Origin of the sequence: Aeromonas sp. S9(2024) (assembly GCF_041403185.1) — a bacterium.
Lineage (GTDB): Bacteria > Pseudomonadota > Gammaproteobacteria > Enterobacterales > Aeromonadaceae > Aeromonas > Aeromonas enteropelogenes.
The window spans coordinates 507,585-528,455 of the sequence record NZ_JBGLRE010000002.1; the positions used below are offsets into that span (position 1 = coordinate 507,585).

The following is a 20,871-nucleotide window of genomic DNA, read 5'->3' on the forward strand; positions in this document are numbered from 1 at the left end:
CGATGAGTTTCAAGCAACTTCTTGAAAATATGGAACACCACTTCGAGCCGGGTGGGAAGTACGCCAAGTACTACGCCCTGTTCGAAGCGGCGTATACCCTGTTCTATACCCCGGGTTCCGTAACCCGCAATGCTGCCCACGTTCGTGATGCGCTCGATCTGAAGCGCATGATGATCATGGTGTGGCTGGCCGTGTTCCCGGCCATGTTCTGGGGCATGTACAACGTCGGCAACCAGTCCATTGCCGCGATTGCCCATCTGGGTACCGCCGCCGGTGCCAGCAGCTGGCAATATGCGCTGGCAACCATGCTGGGTGCCTCCCTGGATCCGGCCGTGGCCGGTGTCGGCAGCAAGATGCTGATCGGCGCAGCCCACTTCTTCCCGATCTACATCACCGTCTTCCTGGTCGGTGGTTTCTGGGAAGTGCTGTTCGCCATGGTGCGCAAGCACGAGATCAACGAAGGCTTCTTCGTGACCTCCATCCTGTTCGCCCTGATCGTGCCGCCCGAGCTGCCCCTGTGGCAAGCCGCCCTGGGTATCACCTTCGGTGTGGTGATGGCCAAGGAAGTGTTCGGTGGTACCGGCAAGAACTTCCTGAACCCGGCCCTGGCGGGTCGTGCGTTCCTGTTCTTCGCCTACCCGGGTCAAATCTCCGGCGACGCAGTCTGGGTTGCCGTTGACGGTTTCTCCGGTGCGACCGCCCTGAGCCAGTGGGCCCAAGGTGGCCAGATGGCACTGATCAACAGCGCCACCGGCGAAGCCATCAGCTGGATGGACGCCTTCCTGGGTAACTTGCCGGGTTCCATCGGTGAAGTTTCCACCCTGATGATCCTGCTGGGCGCCGCCATGATCGTGTACATGCGCATCGCTTCCTGGCGCATCATCGCCGGCGTGATGGTCGGTATGATCGCGACTTCCCTGCTGTTCAACGTCATCGGTTCCGACACCAACCCCATGTTCAACATGCCGTGGCACTGGCACCTGGTGCTGGGTGGCTTCGCCTTCGGTATGGCCTTCATGGCGACCGACCCTGTCTCCGCAGCCTTTACCAACAAGGGCAAGTGGTGGTACGGCGCACTGATCGGCGTCATGGTCGTGCTGGTTCGCGTGGTCAACCCCGCGTTCCCGGAAGGCATGATGCTGGCCATTCTGTTTGCGAACCTGTTTGCTCCCTTGTTTGACCATTTCGTCGCTCAGGCAAACATCAAGCGGAGGATTGCTCGTGGCGTTTAATAAAGATTCAACCCTCGGCACCGTTAGCGTGGTGACTGGCCTCTGTCTGGCCTGTTCCATCGTGGTATCCGTTGCCGCCGTTGGCCTGCGTTCTACCCAACAGGAGAACAAGGCACTGGACAAGCAGAGCAACATCCTCGCCGTTGCCGGTGTGGACATCAGCGATGTCGCCAAGCGCGACATGGCCAAGCTGTATGGCGACAAGATCGAAGCCCGCCTGGTGGATCTCTCCACCGGTAACTTTGTTGACGGCGATGCCGACAACTTCGATACCAAGCAGGCTGCCAAAGATCCGGCCAAAAATATCCGTCTGGCTGCGGCCGACGACAAGGCCGGCCTGCGCCAGATCTCCAAGCTGATCCCGGTGTTCTTCGCCAAGGACAGCGAAGGCAAGATCGATAGCATCATCCTGCCCATCTACGGTCAGGGTCTGTGGTCGACCATGTATGCCTTCGTCGCCGTTGCTCCGGATGGCCAGACCATCAAGGGCATCACCTACTATGACCACGGTGAAACCCCGGGTCTGGGTGGCGAAATCGAAAACCCGGCATGGGAAGCCCTGTTCAAGGACAAGAAATTGTTCGATCAGAACGGCATGCCCGCGCTGCGCGTGATCAAGGGCCATGCTCCGGCTGGCTCTGAGCATGAGATTGACGGTCTGTCCGGCGCTACCCTGACCGGTAACGGCGTACAGCACACCTTCGACTTCTGGATGGGTCCCAAGGGCTTCGGTCCTTTCCTGGCCAAGGTTCGTGCAGGAGAAATCAACAATGGCTGACAAGAGCGAAATGAAAAAGTTGCTGTTGACGCCTGTGCTCGGCAACAACCCCATCGCCTTGCAGGTGCTGGGTGTCTGTTCCGCACTGGCGGTTACCAGCCAGATGAAGACAGCGTTTGTAATGACCCTCGCGGTCATGGCGGTCACCGCCTTCTCAAACCTGTTCATCTCCCTGATCCGCAACCAGATCCCCAACAGCGTGCGGATCATTGCCCAGATGGCGATCATCGCCTCACTGGTTATCGTGGTTGACCAGGTGCTCAAGGCTTATGCCTATGAGATCTCCAAGCAGCTGTCGGTATTCGTGGGTCTGATCATCACCAACTGTATCGTAATGGGTCGTGCCGAAGCCTACGCCATGAAGAGTGCCCCGCTGCCCTCCTTCCTGGACGGTATCGGTAACGGTCTGGGCTATGGCGCCATTCTGCTGAGCGTCGCCACCGTGCGTGAACTGCTGGGCTCCGGCACCTGGTTCGGCCTCGAGCTGATGCCGCTGGTGAACAACGGTGGCTGGTATGTACCGAACGGCCTGCTGCTGCTGCCGCCGAGCGCATTCTTCATCATTGGTCTGATCATCTGGGGCGTTCGCACCAAGGATCCCAAGCAGGTGGAGGCAAAGGATTAAGGTATGGAACACTATCTGAGTCTGTTGATTCGTTCGATTTTCATCGAAAACCTGGCACTCTCCTTCTTCCTGGGGATGTGTACCTTCCTGGCGGTGTCCAAGAAGGTCAAGACCTCCATGGGTCTTGGTATTGCCGTTATCGTGGTGCAAACCATCGCCGTACCGGTCAACAACCTGATCTACAACTACGTGTTGAAGGCTGGTGCCCTCTCCCCCGATCTGGACCTGAGCTTCCTGAGCTTCATCACCTTCATCGGTGTGATCGCGGCCCTGGTACAGATCCTGGAGATGGCGCTGGATAAATACTTCCCGGCCCTCTACAACGCGCTCGGCATCTTCTTGCCGCTCATCACCGTGAACTGCGCTATCTTCGGTGGCGTCTCCTTCATGGTGCAGCGTGACTACAACTTCGTCGAGTCTGTGGTCTACGGCGTGGGTTCAGGTGCAGGCTGGATGCTGGCGATCGTTGCGCTGGCAGGTATCCGCGAGAAGATGAAGTACTCCGATGTTCCGGAAGGTCTGCGTGGCCTCGGCATCACCTTCATCACCGCCGGCCTGATGGCGCTGGGCTTCATGTCCTTCTCTGGTATCTCCCTGTAATCGGAAAGGAACGATAGATGGAAATTATTTTGGGTGTGGTCATGTTTACCGTGATCCTGCTGGCACTGGTGGCAGTCATTCTGTTCGCCAAGTCCAAGCTGGTGACCGCGGGCGACGTGACAATCAGCATCAACGGTGACCCGGCCAAGGCTGTGACCAGCCCGGCCGGTGGCAAACTGCTCGGCGTGCTGGCCGGCAGCGGTATCTTCGTCTCCTCCGCCTGTGGTGGTGGTGGCTCCTGCGGCCAGTGCAAGGTGCGGGTGAAGTCCGGTGGCGGCGACATCCTGCCGACCGAACTGGATCACATCAGCAAGGGCGAGGCCCGTCACGGCGAGCGTCTGGCCTGCCAGGTCACCGTTCGCGGCGACATGGACATCGAACTGCCGGAAGAGATCTTCGGCGTGAAGAAGTGGGAATGTACCGTCATCTCCAATGACAACAAGGCCACCTTCATCAAGGAGCTCAAGCTGCAGATCCCGGATGGCGAGAGCGTACCGTTCCGCGCCGGTGGTTATATCCAGATTGAAGCGCCGGCTCACCACGTCCGCTACAAGGACTTCGATATTCCCGAGGAGTATCGTGGTGACTGGGATCGCTTCAAGATCTTCGATCTGGAGTCCAAGGTTGACGAGCCGATCATCCGTGCTTACTCCATGGCCAACTATCCGGAAGAGTTCGGCATCATCATGCTGAACGTGCGGATCGCGACTCCGCCGCCCAGCAACTGGACTGCCCCTCCGGGACAGATGTCCTCCTACATCTTCAGCCTGAAGGCGGGTGACAAGGTGACCATCTCCGGTCCGTTCGGCGAGTTCTTCGCCAAGGACACCGACGCCGAAATGGTGTTCATCGGTGGTGGTGCGGGTATGGCGCCGATGCGCTCCCACATCTTCGACCAGCTGCGTCGCCTGAAGTCCAAGCGCAAGATGAGCTTCTGGTACGGTGCCCGTTCCAAGCGCGAGATGTTCTATGTCGAGGATTTCGACATGCTGGCCGCCGAGAACGAGAACTTCACCTGGAACGTCGCCCTGTCCGATCCGCAACCGGAAGACAACTGGGACGGCTACACCGGCTTCATCCACAACGTGCTCTACGAGAACTATCTCAAGAACCACGAGGCGCCGGAAGATTGCGAGTTCTACATGTGTGGTCCTCCCGTGATGAACGCCGCCGTCATCAACATGCTCAAGGATCTGGGCGTTGAAGACGAAAACATCCTGCTGGATGACTTTGGTGGTTAATCCATGCACAGCGTTGTAAAGACCTGGCTAGCCTTCGGGCTAGCCTTTTTCTTGACTGGGTGCGATCAGGAAACGGTCCAGAGCAAGCCGGAGATCCATATCACCGGCAGCACCATGGGAACCTACTACTCCATCAAGGTGGCGGATGACGTCATCAGCGATCCGGCCAAGTTGCAGGCCGAAGTGGATGTGCTGCTGGAGCGGGTCAACGATCAGATGTCGACTTATCGTCCCGATTCCGAGCTCTCCCGCTTCAACCAGCATCGTGACTCCACACCGGTCGTAGTGTCGCGAGACACCGCTCGAGTCGTCACTGAGGCCATTCACATTGGCCGTGAGAGCCAGGGGGCGCTGGACGTCACCGTTGGCCCCTTGGTCAATCTGTGGGGCTTTGGCCCGGACAAACGGCCGACCAAGGTCCCGAGTGACGAGCTGATCACCCAGACCCGTCAGAAGACCGGGCTTGGCAATCTGCACGTCATCACCTCCGCCGATGCCGATACCCTGCAAAAAGATGTGCCGGATCTTTACGTGGATCTCTCCGCCATCGCCAAGGGGTTTGGCGTCGACAAGGTGGCCGAATACCTGGAGTCCCTGGGGGCCCGCAACTATCTGGTTGAAATCGGCGGCGAGCTGAGGATCAATGGCGTCAACGGCAAGGGCCATCCCTGGCGCGTGGCCATCGAGAAACCCACCGCGGGCACCGGCACGGTACAGGAAGTGATAGTCCCGGGTGACAACGGCGTTGCCACCTCCGGCGATTATCGCAACTATTACGAACTGGATGGCCAGCGTTTCTCCCACACCATAGATCCGCGCTCCGGCAAACCGATCCAGCATCGTCTGGTATCGGTCACCGTGATCCACCCCTCCTGCATGACGGCGGACGGGCTGGCAACCGTGTTCATGGTGATGGGGACCGAGAAGAGCCTGGCCTACGCCAACGAACGGGGACTGGCGATCTTCGTGATCACCAAGACCGACAAGGGTTTTGAAGAGGCCTACTCCGACGCCTTCAAGCCCTATCTGGTTAAAAAGTAAGAGGCAGCAACATGCAGATTTTTCTGATCACCTTCGGGGTGTTTCTGGCGGTAGTGGTGGCCATGGCCATCGGCTACATCTTCCAGAAGAAGAGCATCTCCGGCTCCTGCGGTGGCCTGGGCAGCGTGGGCATCGAGAAAGAGTGCGATTGCCCCGAACCCTGTGACAACCGCAAGAAGAAGATGGCCAAGGAAGAGGCCCGTCGCAAGATGCTGGAAGAGAACCGGATCATCTGAACGCCTGTGCTCCGACGGTAACAAAAAGCGCGCCAGTGGCGCGCTTTTTACTGGGGTTTGTCCGGCCACAAGGCTATGGTTTGCGCTCGATATAGAGGAGCACTTCCCCAAGATCAATGCCGAGCTTGCTGATCCTGGCCCGGTTGAGCAAGCGATCCGCATCCAGCAGATACATCCAGTCATCGAAGTTCACTCGTACCACTTCACCGTCCGGCAGCGCCAGATCGAGCTGGTAACGCCAGTTGAGGGCAAAACCTTCCGTCTTGCCCACCGCCTCCCCCACCACATCCGATGCGCTGCCGCGCCAGTGGCCATCCGCCCCCTTGCGTAGATACCAGGTGCGAGTCTGCTGGCGACCATCGTCAAAATGGAACTGCTCGAACAGTTCCCCCTTGCCCTCCTGCCAGCGCCCCTCCATCTCGACCCGAAAGCGACTGGTCACTTCGCCGCTGCGATCGGTGACCAGGCCATGGGCTACCAGCTTGCCACTGAAGAAACGGGCGAGATCCCACTCGGGCCCCTGGCCACGGTAGTCATTGAGGTTGGCACCACATCCTGTCAGCAGCATGAGTGGCAACAAAGCGAGAAGACGATATAGACGGTAGCAAGACATAAAGGGCTCCGGCATCAGGGTTGGCCGCGCAGGCGGCGGGTAAGGGCTGGATCCCGGCTGTTGTCCGCCAGCCAGATAGCCAGAAAGGCGGCGGAAAACTGCGGTTCGGCGAGAGAGCCGAGGAGCTGCTCCTGCCACCAGAAGTGGCCGGTTCCGGCCTTGTCGACATAGAAGGTCAACCTGTCACCGGCTGCCACATCCGGCCAGAGGGTCGCAAGTTGCCCGAGCCAGCGCTGGCGATCGGCCTCACTGCCAAGACCGAGCCGCTGCCACTCTTTAGCGGTGGCGCTGAGCAGATCCTCACGTTCGATGGCTCTGGCATAGGTCAGGGTCAGTGCCTGCGGATAATGGCTCGGCTGATAGCGACCACTCTCGCTGTAGAGGGTGGCGTCATAGAGCTTGAACCAGAGCCAGTTCATCTCCCCCTGGCCGACCGGACGCAACTGTTGCCAGGGGACGGCAGAAGCCTGCGCGGCAGTCGCCAGGAGCAGACTCAGCACCGCCAAGAGCAGACTAGTTCCACCCCATGTGCCAATGGCTGGGATCTTCCAATTCATGCCAATCCATCTCCTGTTCCTGCAGGGTATTGATATCCTGCATCACCACCTGCATCAGCCGCCCCTGCGCATCCCGCTGGCAGGCCACCACCAGATAGAAGCGATCAGTCAGCTCGTGCTGGCTCTCTTTGGTCCACTTGGAAAACAACAAAGTGTCGGTCGAAAAGGTGTTCATCTTGGCTCACCCTCCAGCTTGACCATTACCCACAGTAGTAGGGGTAACCACCACATCCAGATCACAGCCAATAGGGCCGCACTGATCCCGATGCCCCAGGGTAAGTGTACTGCTCCCATCTCGGCTCCCGCCACATAGGAGACCGTACCCCCAAGCATGCCAAACAGCCCCTGTTGCCAACGGGGTAATCGCAGTAGCCAGCGCATGCCATGGGCCAGCGTCAGGGCAAATCCGACCCAGAGCAGCGCCAGCCAGAGCGGAAAACCGGCCTTGAAATCGAACAGCCCGAGCCGCCAGAGCAGCAGATCGAGCAGGCAGCCTGCAAGGGCCAAGGGCAGGAGTCGCAGGTCCCTTTTGCGGCTTGGCGAGCAGAGAAAATGAAGCAGCAGCATCGCAAGCAAGGGACCCGGCTGCTGCCACTTCACCGCCAGCAACCAGTAGAGGTTGAACCCCAGCAGTTGGGCCAACCGCCACATGGTCAGTGACCGCTTACCGGCAAGTCTCCCGACCAGCCGAGCGGCCCGGGTTTGGCCGCCTCCAGCTGTACCAGGCTGATGGTGCGTTCCCAGAATCCCCCCTCGCAGTAGGCGAAATAGAAGTGCCACAGCCGGATGAAGTCCTGGCTGTAGCCGAGGGCCGGCAGCTCGGGGGCCAGCGCCAGGAAGCGCTCGCACCAGTGGGCCAAGGTACGGGCATAGTGATGGCCGTGATCGTGCAGCCGCACCAGCTGCATGTCGGTTTCGCGGGCCAGCAATCCCGCCATCTGGGAGACGCTCGGCAGGCAGCCACCGGGGAAGATATAGCGCTGGATGAAATCGACCCCGCGTAGATACTGGGCATGGCGCTGATCGGCGATGGTGATGGCCTGAATGAGCAGGTGTCCACCGGGTTTGAGCAGGCGCGACAGCTGGCGAAAGTAGTCCGGCAGAAAGGCGTGACCCACCGCCTCTATCATCTCGATGGAGACCAGCTTGTCGAACCGTCCCTCCAGCTTGCGGTAATCCTCCAGTAGCAAGGTGATGCGATCCCCGAGCCCCTCCCGCCCGATCCACTCTTTTGCGTAGTCGTGCTGGGCCTGGGAGATGGTGGTGGTAGTCACCCGGCAGCCGTAGTGGCGAGCAGCAAAGACGGCCAGCCCACCCCAGCCGGTCCCGATCTCCAGCAGATGATCGTCCGGGCCGAGCTCGAGCCGCTCGCAGATGGTACGCAGCTTGGCCTGCTGCCCCTCCTCGAGAGTGGCATCGGTACTCGGGTAAATAGCGCTCGAATACTGCATATGGCTGTCGAGAAAACCCTGATAGAGAGCGTTGCCGAGATCGTAGTGGGCGGCGATGTTGGCGCGCGACCCGGTCAGGGTATTGCGACTCCGCCAGTGGCGCACCTTGTTGAACGGGAAGCTGAGCCAGCCCAGGCGCCGCTCCAGGCTGTCGAGCAACGGCAGGTTGCGCGCCAGCAACCGCACCAACGCCACCGGATCCGGGCTGGTCCAGAGCCCTTCTACCCAGGTTTCACCGGCAGCTATGCTGCCCCCCAGCAGCAGGCGGCGATAGAAGGCCGGATCCAGCACCACCAGCTCGGCATGCAAATCACTGGTTGCATCACCAAAGCTGTGACGCTCGCGGCCATCTCGCAGCAGCAGTTGGCCTTGGTCGATCCGCCCCAGCAGATTGAGCAGTAGTTGCCTGGCCCCCTTGTCGATGAAAGAGGCAGAAACAGAAGATTGCACCAGTTCCATTAGCGAGTCTCCGGATGGGTAAATATGGGGGTTCGTTTGATAAAAAGACGCAGGGCCTGCCAGTAGATACCGAGCAGCACCCTCATGGTCATCCAGGGCCAGCGGACCAGCAGCGCCACCAGCTCCTTGCGTGACAGCGGCACGCGGCGCAGCGCCAGGGTGGCATCAAACAGCTTGGCCTCACCGGATACAGGATGGCTCTCGATGTGAATCAGCGTCTCCTGTGCCGGCGGGCGGATCCGCCAGTGGTAACGCATGGCCAGCCCCATGAAGGGGGAGACGTGAAAATCCTTGTCGTGGGGAGCCAGCGCCGCCAGATCCAGCAGATAGTAGTGGCGCTCGTTCCAGGGGGTGTTGGAGACCTCGGCCAGCAAATAGCGCGTCTTCCCCTGCCGATCGCAGAAGTAGAAGTTGACCGGGCTGAAGTAAAACCCCAGGCAACGTACGTTGCCGAGCAGCAACACCCGCCCCTTCGGGTCGGCATCGCCGCCCAGCTCGGCCACCTTGTCCCACACCGCCTGTTTGAGAGAGCCCGCACTCCCCCGCAGGTAGTCATGACGACGAAAGGAGAGCAGCCCGGCCCGCTCCACGGCGAACCATCTTCCCTGATCGAGGCCCGGCAGTTCGTCGAGATCCAGTCCCAGCATGAAGAGGCTGTACGAAAAGGCGTGAGCCCTCGGCGCGAAGCGGCGGTGGCGCACCGAGCCCTGCCAGATGGCGCTGATCCCGCAGCTCGCAGTCGCGGTTGCGCCTTTCATAGCTCGGCCCCGAAGCGCCGGGCTACATCCAGGGCGCTGCGCACCCCATCCTCGTGAAAGCCGTTGTACCAGTAGGCACCGCAGAAGTGAGTGTGCCGCTGGCCGCAGATCTCTGGTCGCCGCTGCTGGGCGGCGATGGAGCTCTGATTGAACACCGGATGGTGATAGACGAAACGGCGCAATACCTTGCTCTCGTCCACCCGCCCTGCGGGATTGAGGCTGACGCAGAAGGGCTCGGGTGAACTCACCCCCTGCAGGATATTCATGTTGTAACTCACCAGTGGCCGTGCGCCGTCATCATCACCGAGCTGATAGTTCCAGCTGGCCCACGCCTTGCGGCGCACCGGCAGGCAAGTTGCGTCGGTGTGGAGCCAGACGTCATTGGCCTGATAGGGCATGGCACCGAGGATGGCCCGCTCCCGCTCGCTCGCATCCGCCAGCAGGGTCAGCGTCTGGTCGCTGTGGCAGGCGAGTATCACCTCGTCAAACTGCTCCTCGCCATCACGGCTCTGGACAATGACGCCATTCGTCACTCGCCGGATCCCCGCTACCGGGCAAGCCAGCCGGATCTGCGACTGCCATCCCGCCGTGAGCGGCCCTATGTATTCGCGCGAGCCACCGGGAATGACGTACCACTGGGGCCGGTTTGCCACCTCCAGCAGGCCGTGATGGGCAAAAAATCGCAGGAAGAAGCCAAGGGGGAAGCCCCGCATATCGGCCAGGGTGGATGACCAGATGGCCGCCCCCATCGGCAGTATGTAGTGACGGGCGAAGTAGTCGCTAAACTCCCCCGCCTGCAGGAAATCCCCCAGGGTCAGTTCGGAGCCAACATCGAGGACTTGGTGATCCACCAGCCAGGCGTGAGCCTCCCGGTTGAAGCGCAGGATCTCGGCAACAAAGCCGTAAAACCGCGGGCTCAGCAGGTTGCTGCGCTGGGCGAACAGGGTATCGAGGTTGTGACCGTTGTACTCAAGCCCCTCCGGGCTTTTCACCGAGAAGCTCATCTCGGCCGGTTGCCGTGCCCCCCCGATCCGTTCAAGCAATTTGAGGAAGTTGGGGTAGGTGCGATCGTTGAACACGATAAAGCCGGTATCGATGGCGTAACGTCGCCCGCCCTGCTCCACGTCGACTGTGGCGGTATGGCCGCCCAGGGTCGGCGCCGCCTCGAACAGGGTGATGTCGTGCTGTTTGTGGAGCAAAAAACCGGCGGTCAGCCCTGAAATCCCCGAACCGACGATGGCTATCTTTCTCTTCATGAGTGGCGTCCTTTCGACACAAGCGAGCTGCCAAGACGCAGCCAGAGTCCCACCGGCAGCGCACCAAGCAGGCGCAGCAGCCAGATGAAACGACGGGGAAAGTGGATCTGATGGTGACCGGCGGTAAGCCCGTCCATGATGGCGCGGGACGCCTCCTCCACAGGCACCAGGCAAGGCATGGGAAAATCATTCTTTGCGGTGAGCGGCGTTTCCACAAAGCCGGGACGGATCAGGGTAACCCCGATCCCTCTGCCGGCCAGATCGAGGCGCAGGGTATCGGCCAGATAGTCGAGGGCCGCCTTGGAGGCGCCATAGGCCTCGGCCCTTGGCAGCGGCAGCCAGCTCACCGACGAGCTGACAATGGCAAGACGGGCCCCCACCCCCAGCAGTGGCAGGAAGGCGGCCAGCGCATGACCGGTGGCGATGAGATTGGTCTCAATCACCCGAGCAAACAGGGCGCCGTCAAACCCCTCGGCCAACTCCATATATTCGCAATGACCGGCGTTGAGGATCAGCAGATCCAGCGCAGGCAGAGTGCCCGCCACTGCGTTCATGGCCGCTGGATTTCGGGTATCAAACTGCAAGGGGGTGATGCCCTCACTCTCCAGCCCCTGCAGCCGCTCCTCATCGCGACCACAGCCCCACACCTGCCAGCCTGAGCGCCGGTAATCGAGGGCCAGCTGGCGGCCGATGCCGGAGGTGGCACCTGTGATCAGCACCCGGCCGCTCATGCCCCCAGCCTCCCCTTGATGGTCCGCACCAGGGATCCGAGCAGCGGCAACTGCTCATAGAGCATGGCGCCGAGGTCAAAATAGTCCCGGTGCAGGCAGACCTTGCCCTCCTCGTCGAACTCGAGGCGGGTCGCCCCCTCCACTGTCACTGGCTTGCCGACACGCAGCCTTGGGTGGGAGAAGGTCATGGTCCAGCCGAGCCAGGCTTGTCGCCCTTGTTGCTGCTGACTGGTAATGACAAAACGACAATAGGCGAGGCGCTGATAGAGGGCGGCAAAATAGTCGCTGAGCGCCGCCAGTCCCTCGATGCGGTGGGCAGGATCGATAAAGATCACCTCGTCGGCATAGACCTCGGACAATCGGTGCAACTGTTGTCTGTCCAGCTGCTGATAGAGGGCGACGAAGCGGGCCAGCGGCTCATCCATGTTATTTCTCCAGGAAGCGAAACATTTCGATGGCTCTCACCCGGGCGACGGCGTGATCCACCATGGGGGCCGGATAATCCTGCCGCCCCTTGAGCCGCAGCCAGTCGTGAGGCTGGTGCAGATAGGCTGCGGGCACATCGGCCAGTTCAGCGACCCAGGTACGAATGAACTCCCCTTGTGGATCAAATCTTTGTCCCTGGGTGGTGGGGTTGAATACCCGAAAGTATGGGGCCGCATCGGCACCTGTGCCCGCCGCCCACTGCCAGCCGCCGTTGTTGGCCGCCAGATCGCCGTCTATCAGCTTGCTCATGAAGTAGTCCTCCCCGAGCCGCCAGTGGATATGCAGATCCTTGGTGAGGAAGCTCGCCACTATCATCCGCAGCCGGTTGTGCATCCAGCCGGTGGCATTGAGGCAGCGCATGGCCGCATCGACGATGGGGTAGCCGGTGCGTCCCTCACACCAGGCGGCAAAGGCATCCGGGTCCCAGCTCCACGGCAGGGCCGCCGTCTCCGCTTTGAAGGGACGATTCATGGAGAGGCTTGGGATCAGCACCAGCAGATGGCGATAGAACTCGCGCCAGATGAGCTCGTTGAGCCAGACAAATCCGGGCTGCGCCTTTGACTGGGGTCGATAGCCGAGGCGCTGTTGCAGTGCCCCTACGCACTGGCGCGGACTGATGATACCGGCCGCCAGATAGGGGGAGAGCACAGAGGTGCCCGCCAGGGCCGGAAAGTCCCGGGTCTCGCCATAATCGAGCACAGCCTCATCGAGGAAGGTGTTCAGACGGCGCTGAGACTCGGCCTCCCCCACCGGCCAGCGAGGATCCGGAGTCAGCTCGCCAAGGGCGGCATCGACAACTTCCCGCTCGGCCAGCGGCTGCCACGGCAGTGATGCACCGCGCGGCTCGGGAGCGCGGTGAATGACAAAGCCATCTTCCTCGAGAGCCTTGAGCCAGGCCCGGCTGAAGGGGGTATAGACCTTGAACATCTCCCCCGAGCCGGTCAGCACCCGCCCGGGCGGCAGCACGCAGCAGCCGTTGAACCAGTGGCAAGCAATCTCCTGCTCCGCCAGCACGGCACTGACGGCCCGATCCCGACGCTGCTCGTCGATCTCGATGGCCTGATTGGCGTAGAGCCGGGTCACCCCCAGATCGCGACTTAAGTCAGCCAACGCCGCCGGCACTTCGGCAAAAGTCTCGACCCGTAGCAAATGGAGCGGGATGCCGAGCGCCGCCAGCTCGCGGCCCAGCTCATCGACCTGCGCCAGGATGAAACGCTGGCGAACGGGGGCCAGCTTGTGTGCTTGCCACTGGGTCGGCGAGAGAATAAACAACGCCGCGACCGGTTCCTCGCCGGCACAGGCATGACGCAAGGCCGGGTTGTCGGCAAGGCGCAAGTCGTTGCGAAACCAGACCAGCTTCATGACTTTTTCCTCCCGCGCCCGCTGGTGGTCCCCACGACAGCCTCATCCGCTATTGCCTCACCCAGAGTGGCTTTCCAACCGTGAGCGGCCTGCCAGTCGCCGTCATAGAGGCGCCCCAGCTCGCCAAAGAAGCGGGTGCCGGTGGGCCACCCGGTGGCCAGCTCCTGCTTGCCAAGCCCGGCCCCCAGCAACACCAGCCAGGGGGGAGTGGAGCGCCCCTCAAGCAGAGTGACATGGCGAGGTTCGACCGCCCCCAGCAGTTGCACCTCGTAACCCAGGCCAATCAGCTCATAGGCCGCCCAGACCAGATCGAGGGGCCCGACCTGCCCCCAGCTCGCCAGAGTAACCGGCACGCCCTTCTCCTGCTCGATGAGGTGGCGGGCGAAGCGGGTATGCAGCCAGCCCAGCCACACCTGTTGCAGCAGCTCGCCATCGGGCCGCTCGCGCCACAGCCCCAGCAGCCGCTCCACCAGCGGCTGCAGCACCCGGCTGCGCACCAGCTCGAACGGGTAGCTCGCCAGCAGGTCGTTGAGCTCGGCCTCCGCCTTGCGCTGGTTGAAGGCGAGCAGTGCCTGACTGAACTGCTCCAGAGTCTGCTGCCAGTGATCGCTCACCGGCTGGGATTGGGGCTCGCTCAACAGCCCCTTTACCTGCCCTATGCTCACTCCCCGCTCCAGCCAACTCAGGATCTCGCCAATCTGGCGGATATCCTGCTCGCTGTAGAGACGGTGCCCCTTCTCGGTGCGGGCCGGCTGTACCAGACCGTAACGACGCTGCCAGGCACGCAGGGTGACGGCATTGACACCAGTGAGGCGGGAAACCTCACGGATGGGGTAGATCCCCTCATCAGACAAAGGGGAAGCGGCTTGCGGTAAATCAGACATAACGACGTCCATCAAAAGTTGGGAGAGAGGCCCCGGCCAGCTGCCGGGACCTTCACACGGCATTCATAGCCCGTAACGCAGCTTGAGCGTATCGGGATGAGGATTGAGGTAAACCTGCTCGGCAAGATACGGATTGGGATACTCCCGCAGGTAGTGGCGGATCAGGGTCAGCGGCACCAGCAGCGGAAAAATACCGGTGCGGTACTTGTCGATGGTGTCGCAGAGCTCCTGCTTCTGGGCCGGGGTCAGCACCCGCTTGAAGTAGCCTTGCAGGTGCATCAACACATTGGTGTGGCTGCGCCGGTTTGCCCGCAAGGTCAGCGCCGCCATCAGCCCCTTGATGTAGCGCTCTGCCACCTCTTCCAGATTGGCCTTGCCCAGATTGCCGAGCATCTGCCCGAGGGCGCGGTAGTGAGTGGTAGCGTGAGAGAGCACCAGATACTTGTAGCGGGAGTGAAAGCGGATGAGGGCGGCGGCGCTGAGCCCGCGCGCGCAGAGCTGTTGCCAATCGTGATAGGCAAACACCCGCAGCACGAAGTTCTCCCGCAGGATGGGGTCGCACAACCGGCCATCCTCTTCCACCGGCAGCAATGGGTTGGCCTCCATCAATGCCTTGGCAAACAGGCCTACCCCCTCCTTGGCACTCCCCTCGTTGTTGGCGCCATAAATTCTGACCCGTTCCATGCCGCAGCTGGGAGATTTGGCACAGAGGATATAACCGGAGATGAAGTCGAGCTGGCGCGCCTTCTGCTCGCTGAAAGCGATTAATTTCTCCGTGACATCGAAGCTGCCGTTGCTCGCCTCGGCGCGTACCTCGCCATGACGCTTGACCAGCCGGATGGCGGCGCGAGGGGCACCCAGGCCGATGGCCATCTCGGGGCAGACGGGGTGATAGTCAAAGTGAGCCCCAAGATCCCGTTCACAGAAACTGGAGCGCTTGTGGCCCCCGTCAAACCGCACCTCTTGTCCCAGCAGGCAAGCACTGATCCCGACTTTAATCTTGTACATGATGGCACCCCTTGTATAAGCCTTGATTCAGTTATAGCAGTTATACAAAAAAAAGGAAGTTGTACAACTACTGCAAACCGATACGGCACAGGAACAAGCAAGGGAGCATCATCAGACAAAAAAAAAAGCCCATGGCCATCGCCATGGGCAAACATCAAAGACACTACGGAGTTCATCGCATCAGAAGCTGTACTTCACTCCCAGGCTGGAGATGGAGCCTTTTTGCAGATCCCAGTTGCGGTAGGTGTAATCGGCAGTCAGGGCCCAGTTCTGGTTGAACTTGTAGGCACCGCCCACCTTGAAGTCGTGCATATCATCGGTCATGTTGGCGTAACGATAGGCGGTGGAGAGCTCCACATTGCCGATGTCGTAACGCAGACCCACTTCCCCGTACATGCTGCCGCTATCCTTGCGAGCGACCGCATCCCATCCATTGACATCATGAGCCAGCTCACGCTCCAGGCGATAGCCGGTCAAACCTGTCTCACCATAGAGGTTGAGGCCGCTGCTCAAGGGGGTGAACACACCGACACCGACGCTGGAGATGGACATGCTGTCGTTGCCATTGTTGCGGGAGGTAAATTCGGTGCCGGCACGGCCGTAGAAGTTGGAGTCGAAGCTCTTGGAGAGATCCAGGCTCAGGCCGCCGAAATCACGGGTTCCCTTGCTGTCGTTGCTGGATTTGCCATTGAGGTAGTCGGACTTGGTGTGTGCCCAGGTCGCCGACCCTTTGGCGTAGCTGAACGCATCCTGTGCCAGTGCGGAGGTAGAGGCGAAGCCGGCCAGGACCAGAAGAGAAATTGCAGTTTTATTCATGTGATTGACTCCATGGGTAAGCTCGTCAGAGCTGGTATGGAGTCATTGTGCAAACAGGCGGCGGCAATGCCGAGCGGCAAGCTGTTGCCAAACCATGTCAGATGTAAGCAGATATTGCAGGTGATGACGGCGGCAACATCTGCCCTGACCCGGACCAACTGAGCCGGGTCAGGAGATCAGGGGATCAGCGGAAAACCACCTCGTCGATTTCGATCCGTACCAGGGGTTCTCCCGTCAGCCCGGCCGGACGCGACACCTCGAGACCACGTGCCGGACGTACCTGTCCCTTGCGCAGATAGGTCTCGGGCAGACGGTTCTCGGCGACCCAGAAACGCGCCTCCTGACGCTGCAGCTGTACCCCGTCGGCACTGAACAGCGTCACCCAGCCGCGCACCCCGACCACATTGCGGGTGCCGGTGTTGCTGATCTGAAAGCTCAGCGCCATGGGATCCGAGCCCTCAACCTTGTCCAGCTTGACCATGATGCCATCACGGACCGCCTGGGAGAGCAGCTCGGGATGGGCCTTGGCCTGCTCGGTCAGCACGGGAGCCGCCACCGCCACCACAGCGCCGGATTTCGCAACCACCTCGTTCCCCTTGACCGGCTCAGCCTGCTTGACCACCAGATACTCCCAGGTGAAGTCATCATTGAGCTGGACCTGGCGCCCATCGGGCAGGGTCACCTGAGAGAGAGGAGCCGCCTGCGCCAGCACAGGAGTGAGGCACAGGGCAACCAGCAGACGGGACAAAGATTTCATAGGGTCGGGACTCGATATCATTGAAAGGGCGACAGTATAAACACTCCTGTCACGCCTTGCCTATGACGGGGCTCACGTTCTCCGGGCAAGCTGGCGACGCCCTCGCCGGACTAAATCGCCAGCTCGTGGCGTTCGTGAGGCACCATATCCAGAGTGACCAGATCGAACAGGGTTCCCTTGAGGGCCTGCAGAATGTCCGGCTGCATGTCGAATGCCCGGGCCCGCTGATGCTCGGGCAGACGTACCCTGGCCAGGGTTGGCCCACTGTTGCAGGTGAGTTCACGGCCATCGCAGAGGATATGAAAGAAGACCTGGGCCTCGTCGAACCCCATATCGGCCAGTATCTGCTCCGCCTGATCGACCATGCGCAAATGGTGCGGCTGCAACTGGCTGGGGTGGGCAAAACGGTGACTGAGGCAGCCGCCCAGATCATCCAGCTGGCGTTTGTTAAAGCCGTAGCGCACGTCTCTTTTGGTAAAACCATGATCGGCCATCAGCCAGATGGTGTCTTCCGGGATGGAGCCGAACATCTCTATGTACCCGGCCCGCTCCTCCGCCGTCCCCGGCAGCAGGAATGGCTGTGTCGCCCACTCTGGATGGGTAGCCCTGTGTTCACAAAGACGGCGAACGGGATCGATGATCTCGTCCAGTTGCGACAACTGATCGCAGAAGATCATCTCATCTGTCTTGACGATCCAGTGGTCTATGCCATAACGCCGGCAATAGCGGATAGCGCGGGATACTTCGCTGCGGCTGCGGGTGGGGGTATCCATGATCATGGCCCAGATCCGGACGCCACTGGCCCGGCACAAATCGATGCAGTAACAGGATTCCAACCGGCCTGAAAAGGAGATAACCAGATCATCATAGGCTGACAACTGATCGATCAACTGCTGTTCCCTGGCCTGAAACGCCTGATCGTATCCTTGATTCAGCACAACAACATTGGCATCCATTAAAACAGCTCCGGATGGTAAAAAGGTGGATTATTGTGCTGACAATTAGCTGAATAGACCCTTAAAGAGTCCGGTTAAATTCAAAACTTTATGACGATCTCCTGCGATTGGAGCACCATATCCTCTCCATGGGTGTCATAAATCCGCAATCTGGCCTGATGTACCTGATGGGCTCGCAAGAAGCCCTCGGCCTGCTCAAGGGAAGTGAAAGTCAGGGAGCCCCCCTCACTGTCGGTCAGGCACTGACACTCCCCTTCCGCCTCGACGCACAGCTGGTAGCCACTGCCATCCCGACAGGCGATGATCAGCGTCGCCTGCGGGTAGTGACTCAACCAGTTGCGAAACCGGCCATGCTCCATAAGGCTCCCAAAAGGGGGTTACCCCTTGTCTATTGCGGGCAAATAGCCCTGTTCAACCAGCTGCTGCCGGCAGCGCGCCGCATCGCAAAACACCATGCCCCGGATCCCGAGCGTCTCGGCGGCAGTCACGTTGGCCGGGGTATCGTCGATAAAGAGACAATCGGACGGTGCAAGATCGAACGACACCAGCAGATAGCGGTAGATATCCGGCTCGGGTTTCATCATGCGCACTCGGGCAGAGACCACCTTGCCACTGAAAAAACGCCAGAAATCCTCATGTTGCTCCAGCCAGTCGATACTGGCGTGCCCCATGTTGGAGAGGGCGTAGAGGCTGTGCCCCGCGCCGTGCAGCTCCTCTATAAGGGTTAGCATAGCGGGATCCGGCCTGAGGGAGGACGGTACCGCTTGCAAAATGGCGAGGTTGTCGGCCGCACTCAGGCCGGTGCGCGGCTCGGCCCGGCGTGCCATGGTGTGCAATGACAGGGTCCCTCTGTCCACCTCCTGCCAGTCCGGATGTTCAAACAACTGCTGTGCCAGCCGTTCGGCCTCCAAAGGTCCCCGAACCGAACTGACGATGGCAACCGGATCCCAGCTCACCACCACCCGTCCCAGATCAAAAATAATGGCCATACCGTATCTCTCCCGCATCGTGCGAAATGGACCAGAGGGAGCCAAACCACTCTCGGACACGCCCATTCGCGTCACCGGATACCCTGCCCCCTTCCCGTTCCGCGGGCAAGTTTTACTTGCATCAAATCGCCAAATCCCTTAATGGTTAAGGCGTTACAATGAGGATTATGACCATGCAAACCCTATTCTTCTTTGCTTTCTCGTTTATCCGGCCCGCTTGAGGGAAGGCTAATCGTCCTGTAAACAGCTCTCGTGAACAGAAAGCAAAGACGAATCGAGCCTCCCCTGCGGAGGCTTTTTTTTGCATATATATCAAATAATTACTTGGACAGGGAACAATCATGGCAACGCTCGACGAGATCAGACAAGACATTACCCGGTTGGATCAGGAGCTGCTTGCCCTGCTGGCAAAACGCAAGACCCTCAGCATCGAGGTTGCCCGGGCCAAGCAGGCCAACCCGCGCCCTATTCGCGATCCCCAGCGCGAGCAGGATCTGCTGGTCGCCCTGATCCAGCAGGGCCGTCAGCTTGGCCTGGATGCCCAGTACATCACTCGCATCTACCACACCATCATCGAGGATTCCGTGCTCTCCCAGCAGGCCTATCTGCAGAGCCTGCTCAACCCGGAGCAGCAGGAGCCCATGACCAGCGTCGCCTATCTGGGACCGCGAGGTTCTTATTCGAGCCTCGCCGCACGCAAGTACCTGGCCCGTTACAAGGATCAGGTGATCGAGGTGAACTGCCAGAACTTTCGCGAGGTGCTGGATGCGGTGGAGTCGGGCCGCGCCGCCTTCGGCGTGCTGCCCATCGAGAACACCAGCTCGGGCTCCATCAACGAAGTCTATGACGTGATGCAGCACACCAGCCTCTCCATCGTCGGTGAGCTCACCTACCCCATCGAGCACTGCATCCTCACCGCCGTGCCCACCGAGCTGTCCCGCATCAAGACCTTCTACGCCCACCCGCAGGTGTTCCAGCAGTGCTCCCACTACCTCAGCAAGCTGGAAGGGGCGCGCCACGAGATCTGCGACTCCTCCTCCAGCGCCATGATGAAGGTGAAGGAGCTGGCGAGCCCCGAAGCGGCGGCCATCGGCAGCGCCGCTGGCGGCGAGCTGTATGGGCTCGACGTGCTGGCCGAGCAACTGGCCAACCAGAAGGAGAACTACAGCCGCTTCATCGTGGTGGCGCGCAAGCCCATCGATGTGGCGCCCCAGATCCCGGCCAAGACCACTCTCATCATGTCCACTTCCCAGAAACCGGGCTCACTGGTAGAGGCGCTGTTGGTGCTGCGCAGCCACGAGATCAACATGACCAAGCTGGAGTCCCGTCCGGTGCAGGGCAACCCGTGGGAAGAGATGTTCTACCTGGATGTCTCCGCCAATTTGCAGACCCCGGCCATGCAAGCCGCCCTGGTGGAGCTGACCAAGATCACCCGCTATATCAAGGTACTGGGCTGCTACCCGAGCGAAGACGTGAAACCGACCACGGTGCCGCCGGTGCTGCTGGGCAGCTGATTGGCCTGACAGAGCATCAAAACAACAAAAGGCGAACATCATGTTCGCTTTTTGTTTTGCCACTTCAACCTATGTCTGCCCAAAGAGGAGTCAGAACTGACCCGCCATCAGCTGGTTGATGTTATAGAGGGCACGGGTATCGAGTTCCATCTCGGTTGCATAGGTGTTGCCACGCGGATAGGTAGCCACCACCCGGGCACCGCGCACCATACCGGCCACCGACACATCCAATGCGTTTGAAGTCTGGGTCAAGTCCTTGTAGCTGCTGTGGGCCCGTACCTGCTGACCGTTGAGCTGTTCGGCCAGCTCGCGGTAGGCGTCCATCTTGGAGGCGCGAATGGCCTGCAACATCTTCTCGGACTGGGAAGGGCCGGGCTGGATATCGATCACCGCATAACCGACCGCCTTGAGCACCGGAAAATCATCGGGCTTGCCGCCCTGGGTGTAATCCACCACCCGATTGCTACTGCAACCGGCCAGCATCAGGGTCAGCAGGCAACCAAACAGGATCTTCATGACTC

At 60.4% G+C, this 20,871-nt stretch carries 26 protein-coding genes and 1 other annotated feature; of the genes, 8 read left to right on the forward strand and 18 right to left on the reverse strand.

Going from position 1 to position 20,871, the window contains the following annotated elements; genetic code table 11:
* Positions 1-2: 2 nt before the first annotated feature.
* The 7 genes from ACB028_RS05555 to nqrM are packed head-to-tail and all read left to right on the forward strand — an operon-like array spanning position 3 to position 5,753.
* A complete protein-coding gene (locus ACB028_RS05555; RefSeq protein WP_026456009.1) occupies positions 3-1,232 on the forward strand; it encodes an NADH:ubiquinone reductase (Na(+)-transporting) subunit B in 1,230 nt (409 codons plus the stop codon).
* Complete coding sequence (locus ACB028_RS05560; protein ID WP_026456010.1) at positions 1,222-2,010, forward strand: Na(+)-translocating NADH-quinone reductase subunit C; 789 nt, start codon at positions 1,222-1,224, stop codon at positions 2,008-2,010. Before ACB028_RS05555 ends, ACB028_RS05560 begins: the two co-directional genes overlap by 11 nt.
* Positions 2,003-2,635 carry an NADH:ubiquinone reductase (Na(+)-transporting) subunit D gene (locus ACB028_RS05565; RefSeq protein WP_042028012.1) on the forward strand — a complete coding sequence of 211 codons (633 nt, stop codon included), beginning with the start codon at positions 2,003-2,005 and terminating at the stop codon, positions 2,633-2,635. Before ACB028_RS05560 ends, ACB028_RS05565 begins: the two co-directional genes overlap by 8 nt.
* A gap of 3 nt (positions 2,636-2,638) precedes the next feature.
* Positions 2,639-3,235 carry an NADH:ubiquinone reductase (Na(+)-transporting) subunit E gene (gene nqrE, locus ACB028_RS05570; protein ID WP_026457917.1) on the forward strand — a complete coding sequence of 199 codons (597 nt, stop codon included), beginning with the start codon at positions 2,639-2,641 and terminating at the stop codon, positions 3,233-3,235.
* Between the two features lie 17 nt (positions 3,236-3,252).
* Complete coding sequence (gene nqrF / locus ACB028_RS05575; protein ID WP_042073202.1) at positions 3,253-4,476, forward strand: NADH:ubiquinone reductase (Na(+)-transporting) subunit F; 1,224 nt, start codon at positions 3,253-3,255, stop codon at positions 4,474-4,476.
* A gap of 3 nt (positions 4,477-4,479) precedes the next feature.
* A complete protein-coding gene (locus ACB028_RS05580; RefSeq protein ID WP_371143710.1) occupies positions 4,480-5,517 on the forward strand; it encodes an FAD:protein FMN transferase in 1,038 nt (345 codons plus the stop codon).
* Between the two features lie 11 nt (positions 5,518-5,528).
* Entirely contained in the window at positions 5,529-5,753 is a 225-nt protein-coding gene (nqrM, locus tag ACB028_RS05585; protein WP_026458096.1) for a (Na+)-NQR maturation NqrM, read from the forward strand.
* A 73-nt stretch (positions 5,754-5,826) separates the two neighbouring features.
* Here the strand turns inward: nqrM and ACB028_RS05590 are convergent, their stop codons facing one another.
* The 17 genes from ACB028_RS05590 to ACB028_RS05670 form a co-directional block, all read right to left on the reverse strand.
* The gene (locus ACB028_RS05590; protein ID WP_371143711.1) at positions 5,827-6,366 is read right to left on the reverse strand and encodes a DUF3833 domain-containing protein; all 540 of its coding nucleotides are present in this window, start codon (positions 6,364-6,366) and stop codon (positions 5,827-5,829) included.
* 14 nt (positions 6,367-6,380) lie between these two features.
* A complete protein-coding gene (locus ACB028_RS05595; RefSeq protein ID WP_342010227.1) occupies positions 6,381-6,923 on the reverse strand; it encodes a chalcone isomerase family protein in 543 nt (180 codons plus the stop codon).
* Positions 6,880-7,098, reverse strand: coding sequence for a TIGR02450 family Trp-rich protein (locus tag ACB028_RS05600; RefSeq protein ID WP_124239298.1), 219 nt, complete (start codon positions 7,096-7,098; stop codon positions 6,880-6,882). Before ACB028_RS05600 ends, ACB028_RS05595 begins: the two co-directional genes overlap by 44 nt.
* Positions 7,095-7,574, reverse strand: coding sequence for a DUF2878 domain-containing protein (locus ACB028_RS05605; protein WP_342010228.1), 480 nt, complete (start codon positions 7,572-7,574; stop codon positions 7,095-7,097). The genes ACB028_RS05600 and ACB028_RS05605 overlap by 4 nt, the downstream gene beginning before the upstream one ends.
* A 2-nt stretch (positions 7,575-7,576) precedes the next feature.
* Positions 7,577-8,833 carry a cyclopropane-fatty-acyl-phospholipid synthase family protein gene (locus ACB028_RS05610; RefSeq protein WP_342010229.1) on the reverse strand — a complete coding sequence of 419 codons (1,257 nt, stop codon included), beginning with the start codon at positions 8,831-8,833 and terminating at the stop codon, positions 7,577-7,579.
* Positions 8,833-9,591, reverse strand: a complete 759-nt coding sequence (locus tag ACB028_RS05615; RefSeq protein ID WP_371143712.1) for a DUF1365 domain-containing protein — start codon at positions 9,589-9,591, stop codon at positions 8,833-8,835. The genes ACB028_RS05610 and ACB028_RS05615 overlap by 1 nt, the downstream gene beginning before the upstream one ends.
* A complete protein-coding gene (locus tag ACB028_RS05620; RefSeq protein WP_371143713.1) occupies positions 9,588-10,847 on the reverse strand; it encodes an NAD(P)/FAD-dependent oxidoreductase in 1,260 nt (419 codons plus the stop codon). The genes ACB028_RS05615 and ACB028_RS05620 overlap by 4 nt, the downstream gene beginning before the upstream one ends.
* Positions 10,844-11,578, reverse strand: coding sequence for an SDR family NAD(P)-dependent oxidoreductase (locus tag ACB028_RS05625; RefSeq protein ID WP_371143714.1), 735 nt, complete (start codon positions 11,576-11,578; stop codon positions 10,844-10,846). The genes ACB028_RS05620 and ACB028_RS05625 overlap by 4 nt, the downstream gene beginning before the upstream one ends.
* Positions 11,575-12,003: a nuclear transport factor 2 family protein gene (locus tag ACB028_RS05630; protein ID WP_371143715.1), complete on the reverse strand. Its 429-nt coding sequence runs from the start codon at positions 12,001-12,003 to the stop codon at positions 11,575-11,577. Before ACB028_RS05630 ends, ACB028_RS05625 begins: the two co-directional genes overlap by 4 nt.
* Position 12,004: 1 nt before the next feature.
* Positions 12,005-13,426 carry a deoxyribodipyrimidine photo-lyase gene (gene phrB / locus ACB028_RS05635; RefSeq protein WP_371143716.1) on the reverse strand — a complete coding sequence of 474 codons (1,422 nt, stop codon included), beginning with the start codon at positions 13,424-13,426 and terminating at the stop codon, positions 12,005-12,007.
* Positions 13,423-14,310 carry a MerR family transcriptional regulator gene (locus tag ACB028_RS05640; protein WP_371143717.1) on the reverse strand — a complete coding sequence of 296 codons (888 nt, stop codon included), beginning with the start codon at positions 14,308-14,310 and terminating at the stop codon, positions 13,423-13,425. The genes phrB and ACB028_RS05640 overlap by 4 nt, the downstream gene beginning before the upstream one ends.
* A 63-nt stretch (positions 14,311-14,373) precedes the next feature.
* Complete coding sequence (locus ACB028_RS05645) at positions 14,374-15,318, reverse strand: DUF523 and DUF1722 domain-containing protein (RefSeq protein ID WP_061475980.1); 945 nt, start codon at positions 15,316-15,318, stop codon at positions 14,374-14,376.
* Positions 15,319-15,498: 180 nt separating this feature from the next.
* On the reverse strand, positions 15,499-16,134 hold the full coding sequence (locus ACB028_RS05650; RefSeq protein ID WP_371143718.1) for an outer membrane beta-barrel protein: 636 nt from the start codon (positions 16,132-16,134) through the stop codon (positions 15,499-15,501).
* Positions 16,135-16,318: 184 nt separating this feature from the next.
* Positions 16,319-16,891: a DUF3157 family protein gene (locus ACB028_RS05655; RefSeq protein ID WP_371143719.1), complete on the reverse strand. Its 573-nt coding sequence runs from the start codon at positions 16,889-16,891 to the stop codon at positions 16,319-16,321.
* A gap of 110 nt (positions 16,892-17,001) precedes the next feature.
* Entirely contained in the window at positions 17,002-17,847 is an 846-nt protein-coding gene (locus ACB028_RS05660) for a hypothetical protein (protein WP_371143720.1), read from the reverse strand.
* A gap of 80 nt (positions 17,848-17,927) precedes the next feature.
* Entirely contained in the window at positions 17,928-18,206 is a 279-nt protein-coding gene (locus tag ACB028_RS05665; protein WP_026457152.1) for a DUF6482 family protein, read from the reverse strand.
* A gap of 18 nt (positions 18,207-18,224) precedes the next feature.
* Positions 18,225-18,836, reverse strand: a complete 612-nt coding sequence (locus ACB028_RS05670) for an HAD family hydrolase (protein WP_371143721.1) — start codon at positions 18,834-18,836, stop codon at positions 18,225-18,227.
* A 169-nt stretch (positions 18,837-19,005) separates the two neighbouring features.
* Positions 19,006-19,139, forward strand: a sequence feature (Phe leader region).
* 38 nt (positions 19,140-19,177) lie between these two features.
* Between ACB028_RS05670 and pheA the strand changes: the two genes are divergently transcribed.
* Positions 19,178-20,350: a prephenate dehydratase gene (pheA, locus tag ACB028_RS05675; RefSeq protein ID WP_223378815.1), complete on the forward strand. Its 1,173-nt coding sequence runs from the start codon at positions 19,178-19,180 to the stop codon at positions 20,348-20,350.
* A gap of 90 nt (positions 20,351-20,440) precedes the next feature.
* Here pheA and ACB028_RS05680 read toward each other — a convergent pair whose 3' ends face one another.
* Complete coding sequence (locus tag ACB028_RS05680; RefSeq protein ID WP_371143722.1) at positions 20,441-20,866, reverse strand: LPP20 family lipoprotein; 426 nt, start codon at positions 20,864-20,866, stop codon at positions 20,441-20,443.
* Positions 20,867-20,871 lie beyond the last annotated feature (5 nt).

Excerpts from the sequence above, each read along its gene's own strand:
- ACB028_RS05555 (WP_026456009.1), top strand. The coding sequence starts at position 3 with ATGAGTTTCAAGCAACTTCTTGAAAATATGGAACACCACTTCGAGCCG.
- ACB028_RS05565 (WP_042028012.1), top strand. The coding sequence starts at position 2,003 with ATGGCTGACAAGAGCGAAATGAAAAAGTTGCTGTTGACGCCTGTGCTC.
- nqrE (WP_026457917.1), top strand. The coding sequence starts at position 2,639 with ATGGAACACTATCTGAGTCTGTTGATTCGTTCGATTTTCATCGAAAAC.
- nqrF (WP_042073202.1), top strand. The coding sequence starts at position 3,253 with ATGGAAATTATTTTGGGTGTGGTCATGTTTACCGTGATCCTGCTGGCA.
- ACB028_RS05580 (WP_371143710.1), top strand. The coding sequence starts at position 4,480 with ATGCACAGCGTTGTAAAGACCTGGCTAGCCTTCGGGCTAGCCTTTTTC.
- nqrM (WP_026458096.1), top strand. The coding sequence starts at position 5,529 with ATGCAGATTTTTCTGATCACCTTCGGGGTGTTTCTGGCGGTAGTGGTG.
- ACB028_RS05590 (WP_371143711.1), bottom strand. The coding sequence starts at position 6,366 with ATGTCTTGCTACCGTCTATATCGTCTTCTCGCTTTGTTGCCACTCATG.
- ACB028_RS05595 (WP_342010227.1), bottom strand. The coding sequence starts at position 6,923 with ATGAATTGGAAGATCCCAGCCATTGGCACATGGGGTGGAACTAGTCTG.
- ACB028_RS05600 (WP_124239298.1), bottom strand. The coding sequence starts at position 7,098 with ATGAACACCTTTTCGACCGACACTTTGTTGTTTTCCAAGTGGACCAAA.
- ACB028_RS05605 (WP_342010228.1), bottom strand. The coding sequence starts at position 7,574 with ATGTGGCGGTTGGCCCAACTGCTGGGGTTCAACCTCTACTGGTTGCTG.
- ACB028_RS05610 (WP_342010229.1), bottom strand. The coding sequence starts at position 8,833 with ATGGAACTGGTGCAATCTTCTGTTTCTGCCTCTTTCATCGACAAGGGG.
- ACB028_RS05615 (WP_371143712.1), bottom strand. The coding sequence starts at position 9,591 with ATGAAAGGCGCAACCGCGACTGCGAGCTGCGGGATCAGCGCCATCTGG.
- ACB028_RS05620 (WP_371143713.1), bottom strand. The coding sequence starts at position 10,847 with ATGAAGAGAAAGATAGCCATCGTCGGTTCGGGGATTTCAGGGCTGACC.
- ACB028_RS05625 (WP_371143714.1), bottom strand. The coding sequence starts at position 11,578 with ATGAGCGGCCGGGTGCTGATCACAGGTGCCACCTCCGGCATCGGCCGC.
- ACB028_RS05630 (WP_371143715.1), bottom strand. The coding sequence starts at position 12,003 with ATGGATGAGCCGCTGGCCCGCTTCGTCGCCCTCTATCAGCAGCTGGAC.
- phrB (WP_371143716.1), bottom strand. The coding sequence starts at position 13,426 with ATGAAGCTGGTCTGGTTTCGCAACGACTTGCGCCTTGCCGACAACCCG.
- ACB028_RS05640 (WP_371143717.1), bottom strand. The coding sequence starts at position 14,310 with ATGTCTGATTTACCGCAAGCCGCTTCCCCTTTGTCTGATGAGGGGATC.
- ACB028_RS05645 (WP_061475980.1), bottom strand. The coding sequence starts at position 15,318 with ATGTACAAGATTAAAGTCGGGATCAGTGCTTGCCTGCTGGGACAAGAG.
- ACB028_RS05650 (WP_371143718.1), bottom strand. The coding sequence starts at position 16,134 with ATGAATAAAACTGCAATTTCTCTTCTGGTCCTGGCCGGCTTCGCCTCT.
- ACB028_RS05655 (WP_371143719.1), bottom strand. The coding sequence starts at position 16,891 with ATGAAATCTTTGTCCCGTCTGCTGGTTGCCCTGTGCCTCACTCCTGTG.
- ACB028_RS05660 (WP_371143720.1), bottom strand. The coding sequence starts at position 17,847 with ATGGATGCCAATGTTGTTGTGCTGAATCAAGGATACGATCAGGCGTTT.
- ACB028_RS05665 (WP_026457152.1), bottom strand. The coding sequence starts at position 18,206 with ATGGAGCATGGCCGGTTTCGCAACTGGTTGAGTCACTACCCGCAGGCG.
- ACB028_RS05670 (WP_371143721.1), bottom strand. The coding sequence starts at position 18,836 with ATGGCCATTATTTTTGATCTGGGACGGGTGGTGGTGAGCTGGGATCCG.
- pheA (WP_223378815.1), top strand. The coding sequence starts at position 19,178 with ATGGCAACGCTCGACGAGATCAGACAAGACATTACCCGGTTGGATCAG.
- ACB028_RS05680 (WP_371143722.1), bottom strand. The coding sequence starts at position 20,866 with ATGAAGATCCTGTTTGGTTGCCTGCTGACCCTGATGCTGGCCGGTTGC.